Genomic DNA, 5,959 nt, shown 5'->3' on the forward strand with positions numbered 1-5,959 from the left:
TCAACACGACACTAACTTTTGATGGATATTAATACAGGCATTAATAATCCTATCACTTAACTCTTCTTTTCTCCACTTCTCCATCTTCTCCCTTTCTCCTTATTTTTATCCTACCTGAACTCTTACTGTTTATTGAGAAAGTTATAAATATTTTCGTGCAAAAGTTTGTTGACATAGGATAAAATCTCTGGTAAAATATCCTTATAATGAGCAAACTCTGTTTTAGATAGAAAAAATTATCTAACGAGGTAAAAGAGAAGGAAACATCCAAAATGTTCAAAAAGCATTTCCTATCAGTTAAATTAATCATAAGGAGAATAGATAATGGAGAGTAGCAAAAAGGGTTTTGGTATTTTCATAGACAGGTTAAATAAGATGAAATGTTGGCAGATACTAAGTATTTTATTTATAGTTAATCTTCTTTTGCGTTTATTTCTTCAACATTTTTTTAAAGAGACAGGAATTTACCATGATACTGCTGACTATCTCAATTTGGCATATAATTTATATACGGGAAAAGGGTATGTAAATGATGTTTGGTGGGCAATGTTTTTAAAACCTGAACAATTACCACGGTTAGAGACTTTGAGAGCCCCTTTATTGCCATTTCTATTATCTATTATTTATTGGTTGGTAGGTGTAAATTTCTTTGCCGCAAAGACCATCTGCATCATATCAGGTAGTCTTATTCCAATCTTTACATATCTCATAAGTCATTTATTATATCAATCGAAACCGGTATCACTCCTAACAGCAATATTAGTTTCGGTCAATAATCTATTATTCCATTGTTCAATAGCCATCTTGACAGATATACCATTTGCTCTACTAATACTTATAACCTTCTGGTTTCTTCTTCGAGGTTTAGAAAGTTATAAGATACACAATTTTATCCTGTGTGGTGTTTTTTTAGGATTATCTTATTTAATGCGTGCTCAAGGAGCATTATTTGTACCAGTTGTTTTAATAAGTTTAATTATAAAATTTAGAATTCGAAAAAGTATAAAACCTTTTTTTTATATTTTGGTATGTAGTTTTTTGGTAATATCTCCTTATCTGTACAGAAATTGGGTTATAACAGGTAATCCATTATATTCTACTCTGCAAAGACTTGCCTTGCAGGGTTATTTTGGAGATATGGAATTTTTTTGGCATAGTGTTACTTCTCCACCAGGTTTTATCCCTTTTATAATTTCACATCCATTGAAAACAATGAATCATACAATCCAGCTATTTTGGGACATATACTCACAGACCCCAGAATGCATTTTTATCGATCCAATATTGTTTGTTTTTTTTATCATAGGCATCCTTATTACTTTAAGTCAATGGAGGATTTATCTCCCAATATATCTTTATATAATAATTCTCCATTGTTTTCTTTCACTTACAAGTTATGAATGGAGATATTTCAGTTCTATTATTCCATTCTATCTACTTTTTACCTCACTTGGGTTTAGATACTTATATCTGGAAATGAACTGGGAAGGAAAGAGATATATTAAATATGCATTGTTGGTTTTGATTACCATCCCTATTTTGACTAATTTAGTAACATCTATGGCTAATTCCTTTAAATCTGGAGATTCATACTTTGAGCAGTCTTTAAGTGTAAGTAATTTTCTAAAAAAGAACACTAAACCTAATGAAGCAATTATGGCAGGTGTAAAACCTTATTATTACACATATTGTACGAAAAGGCAGACTATTTCATTTCCTTTCTGTGATGAGTCTACATTTCAAAGTATACTTAGAGAATATAATGTAAAATATATTGCTTTATCACAGAATGAATTAATGTATTTTAGGAAAGAATGGTTATTAGTAAAGTCACCTGAAAATATCAAGTTAGTTTATAAAAATAAAAAAACAGATACATTAGTATTTGAAGTCTTGAAATCAACCACTCCAGGGAGTATGAGATAAAAAATCAGGGTAACCATTCAGGTGATGAACACGGATGAAACACGGAAAATCCCGCTACAGCGGACATGCCTGCAATTAGGGTTGTAGGGACAACCCTTGTGGTTGTCAGCCTACGGAACGGACTGGGACAAGCCCTGTCCTTACACTTCCGCCTTCTGTCCTCTCTTATTTATCCGTGCTAATCCGTGTTAATCAGTGGCTGAACAGTTACTATTTATTTTCTATCTAAGCCTTCAGCACCCAATATCGAATTAACCTTTTCGACCAAGTCATTCGGATTGAATGGTTTATTCAGATGTTCTATGGCACCCATTTCCCCACTTATCTTTTTATACACATCACCTTCTTGAGCAGTAAGGATGACTATGGGAATATCCCTCGTCTCTTCGTATCCCTTTAACTTTAACAAAGCGGTGTAACCATCCATTATGGGCATCATTATATCCAGGATAATTAAATCTGGCTTAATATCTCTACTTCTTTCTACTGCATCTTGTCCATTACTGGCAGTAAAAACTTCATAGCCTGCCTTTTCGAGGTTAAATTTCCCTATTTTGAGGATAACCTCATCATCATCAGTTAAAAGCACTTTCTTATTCATATTTCCTACCTCCTCTTTTTTGGTAAATGGTAACTGGTGAATGGTAATTAATTACCAATTAACCGATTATCTACTTTTAATTTCGTGAAGCCCTATAATCACCTGATTACCGACTACTATCTTCTTACCTTGATTCATACCCATATCTATCAAAGATATTTTTGTTAAAGGCGCGTTTTATGGCTTCTTGTTTAGTGATTTTGGTTTCATTAACCAATGCCTCTAATGCCTGGTCCATCGTTTGCATGCCATCTTTTCTTCCTGTCTGAATAAGTGAGGGTATTTGATATACTTTTCCTTCACGAATTATATTTTTTATCGCCGAGGTAGTAACCATTACCTCAGCGGCACAAACTCTTTCTTTTTCATCAATGGTTGGAATAAGTGTTTGCGAGACGACACTTAAAATGACCTCGGCTAATTGTGTTCTAATTTGGTCTTGTTGTGCCGCAGGGAAAACATCTATTATTCGAGTTATAGTCTGCGGTGCGTTAACCGTATGTAATGTCGCAAAGACCAGATGACCTGTTTCCGCCGCGGTTATGGTCATAGCTATTGTCTCCAGATCACGCATCTCACCAACTAAGATAACATTAGGGTCCTCTCTTAAAGCATTTTTGAGTGCCCCATAAAAAGAGCCGGTATTTGTGCCTATCTCTCGTTGGTCAATTAAACAATTCTTATTCTCATAAACATATTCTATCGGATCCTCAATAGTAATGATATGTTCAGTTCTCTTCTGATTGATAAGGTCAATCATCGCGGCTAATGTCGTGCTTTTGCCACAACCAGTAACTCCAGTAACCAGGACCAGACCTCTTGACTCGTGAGCAAAATTCTCTAATACCAAAGGTAATCCTAATTCCCGAACAGACTTAATCTTAGTAGGAATAAGTCTAAATGCCAATGAATCGCCTCTTCTTTGAGAATAGGCATTGACTCGAAATCGGCCTATTTCAGGGTATTCAATGGAAAAATCGAGTTCCATCTCTTTGTCAAACCTGGCTTTCTGATTATCGGAAAGAAGAGAATAAATTGTCTGGCGAATCTCTTCTTTAGTTATCTTTTCATCACTTACCTTCTCTAATTTTCCAACAACCCGAATTAGTGGAGGGGCATCTGAAGACAGATGAAGGTCCGATGCATTCCTCTCTTTACATAACATAAGTAATTCTTTCAGATTCATTTTAGAACACCTCCTTCGTTCCTGCGGACATTTTTTCTTTAAGGAGAGATGACAGGGAACGAAATCCGCTCTTTTCTGCATCCTCTTTTACCTTCTTCAAATCTCCCTCTCGCAGGAAGGTTTTAAGCCGCTCATTAAAAATTAACACCTCATAAAGGTAGTCAACACCTTTTTCAGCCCCGGCAACCTTTTTCCGGGCAATGAGCATTAAAAGGGTATTTGCAAGTAGTGTCGAACCTAACTCCTTGATTAACTGCTCAAGTGTGTCAAAGCAAGATGGATGATACATCTGACCTAATATCAGTTTTCCGGCTAAAGCAATATCGAAACACTGTTTCAGGACATACTCCTGGCTCATATTTTCGAGCATTATTATATCAGCCCCAGAAGAAATGGCAGATTTTAGCCCTGAATCTGCCTTTGATTCGAGCTGGATAAATTCATCGTTTTGATAAGAGGGTGCCTCCTCAATAGTTACCACACGCTTATTTCTGACCTCGGATAAGAGTGCATAGCAGGTTGCTGTCCGACCACTCCCTGGTGGTCCGGTAACGATAATTACGCCCGAAGGCTGATTGATTATTGTTCTTATTTGCTCTATCAACTCATTTTGAAACCCTAATTCTTCCAATTTAAGGATTTGTTTTTGTCTCTCTAATATTTTGATTGTCCAGCAATCACCGTTGATACTGGATAAAACAGAGGTATGGAGATACACCTCTTTATCGCCAATCCTGGTGAGGATATTGCTTTCTTTTCCGGTAGCCGGGATGTTGGTCATTATGTTCAATCGAGCACATATCCCTGGATACATGCTTAAAGGTTGAGGTTTTTTCTCCTCCAACTTACCATCCCTCATCCGGTAAAGTATCCTTAGCTGGGTGCTGGTCGGCTCAATATAGAGCTCGCTGACGCCTTCGGTTACTGCCTCTGTTAAGTGATGATAAACAAAGGCTACTCCTGAGGTATCGGCTAATATTTCTTCCGGTGGTTTGGATATTTGAGTTACTTCTTTCCCAAAAATCTGGTCAATCACCTCTAAAATCTCATCAGCCAGACCAATAGAAATTTTTGCCGAACACTGAGTAATGCCTTCTGCCTCTTTGATTGCCTCCACATCAGTTGGATCAGCCATAACTAATTCTATTTCATGGTCGAGACAAACAATAGGTACCATACGATACCTCTCCAGTATCTCTCTGGGAATAGACTTGACTACTGCCGGGTCAACTATCTGAGGAGAGATATGGACATAGGGCAGGTCAAGATAACTACTCAAAACATAATTGATTCCTCCTTCATTCACATAGTTTAATTCTCTTAGAACTTCCCTTATATCCCTATTTTTTTCTTCAACTACTTTTTCTGCTTCTTTAAGTTGCTCTTGTGTCATCAGTTTGTAGTCCACTAACAATCGACCTAAATCAATCTTTTCTGTTGTTACTACAGGCATATTTTCCACCTCCTTTTTTTGGTAACTGGTAATTGGTGAATGGTAATTAGTTACCAATGGGTGTATGTAAAATTTGTGGGTAAAAAATATTGAGGGATATTCATCTTTTTGCCGATATAAAGAAATAGATGAAATTCAACGCGAAAATTACAAATTCCAAGCACCAAATCTCAAATAAATTCCAAATTCCAATTTCCAAATAAGTTTCAAATTCCAAAGATTATATGACAACGAGAGGAATTTATTTAGCTTTTTCAATAATTGAAGAAAAAATCTTCTTCCTGTATTGTTTGGAATTTTGAATTTTGGTCATTGAAATTTATTTGTAATTTGGTATTTGTGATTTGGAATTTTGTGATTTTCAATTGATTTAACCGTTACTTCAGACGGCTCAATAGTTACCCATAAATTTTACACGCACCCGTTACCAATTACCAGTTAACCGATTACTTACTTTTATTTCGTGAAACACTATAATATGGAGTAGGGAAGTGATGGAAATATGGGGAAATGAATTTAAAATTAACACTCCATTACTTCATTACTTTCATCTGTGATAACCGTTCAGCCACAGAGGCACAGAGTTCACAGAGAATTAGAGAAATTAGCCACAAATGGACACGAATTATAACACTTATTAATCGAAATTTGACCCAGATATGGCTCTGAAATTCCAAATCACAAATTCCAAATTCCAAACAAATTCGAATGACCAAAATTCAAAACATTACCCCCCATAGTTTGGTATTTATTACTTGAAATTTGGTGCTTGGGATTTGGGATTTTTCCCTTA

5 protein-coding genes are annotated in these 5,959 nt (G+C 35.8%); 2 read left to right on the forward strand and 3 right to left on the reverse strand.

The window, feature by feature from the left end; genetic code table 11:
• Positions 1 to 324: 324 nt before the first annotated feature.
• The gene (locus tag AB1414_13845) at positions 325 to 1,926 is read left to right on the forward strand and encodes a glycosyltransferase family 39 protein (GenBank protein MEW6608504.1); all 1,602 of its coding nucleotides are present in this window, start codon (positions 325 to 327) and stop codon (positions 1,924 to 1,926) included.
• Between the two features lie 214 nt (positions 1,927 to 2,140).
• Here the strand turns inward: AB1414_13845 and AB1414_13850 are convergent, their stop codons facing one another.
• The 3 genes from AB1414_13850 to AB1414_13860 form a co-directional block, all read right to left on the reverse strand.
• A complete protein-coding gene (locus AB1414_13850; GenBank protein MEW6608505.1) occupies positions 2,141 to 2,527 on the reverse strand; it encodes a response regulator in 387 nt (128 codons plus the stop codon).
• A 124-nt stretch (positions 2,528 to 2,651) separates the two neighbouring features.
• The gene (locus AB1414_13855) at positions 2,652 to 3,713 is read right to left on the reverse strand and encodes a type IV pilus twitching motility protein PilT (protein MEW6608506.1); all 1,062 of its coding nucleotides are present in this window, start codon (positions 3,711 to 3,713) and stop codon (positions 2,652 to 2,654) included.
• 1 nt (position 3,714) lies between these two features.
• Complete coding sequence (locus AB1414_13860) at positions 3,715 to 5,166, reverse strand: ATPase, T2SS/T4P/T4SS family (protein ID MEW6608507.1); 1,452 nt, start codon at positions 5,164 to 5,166, stop codon at positions 3,715 to 3,717.
• Positions 5,167 to 5,676: 510 nt separating this feature from the next.
• Here AB1414_13860 and AB1414_13865 point away from each other — a divergent pair.
• A complete protein-coding gene (locus AB1414_13865) occupies positions 5,677 to 5,835 on the forward strand; it encodes a hypothetical protein (GenBank protein MEW6608508.1) in 159 nt (52 codons plus the stop codon).
• The last annotated feature ends 124 nt before the right edge of the window (positions 5,836 to 5,959 follow it).

This window comes from bacterium (assembly GCA_040755795.1).
Classification (GTDB): Bacteria; UBA9089; CG2-30-40-21; order CG2-30-40-21; family SBAY01; genus JBFLXS01.

Bases quoted from the DNA above. Each gene is read 5' to 3' on its own strand.
- AB1414_13850 (MEW6608505.1), bottom strand. From the start codon at position 2,527: ATGAATAAGAAAGTGCTTTTAACTGATGATGATGAGGTTATCCTCAAA.
- AB1414_13845 (MEW6608504.1), top strand. From the start codon at position 325: ATGGAGAGTAGCAAAAAGGGTTTTGGTATTTTCATAGACAGGTTAAAT.
- AB1414_13865 (MEW6608508.1), top strand. From the start codon at position 5,677: ATGAATTTAAAATTAACACTCCATTACTTCATTACTTTCATCTGTGAT.
- AB1414_13855 (MEW6608506.1), bottom strand. From the start codon at position 3,713: ATGAATCTGAAAGAATTACTTATGTTATGTAAAGAGAGGAATGCATCG.
- AB1414_13860 (MEW6608507.1), bottom strand. From the start codon at position 5,166: ATGCCTGTAGTAACAACAGAAAAGATTGATTTAGGTCGATTGTTAGTG.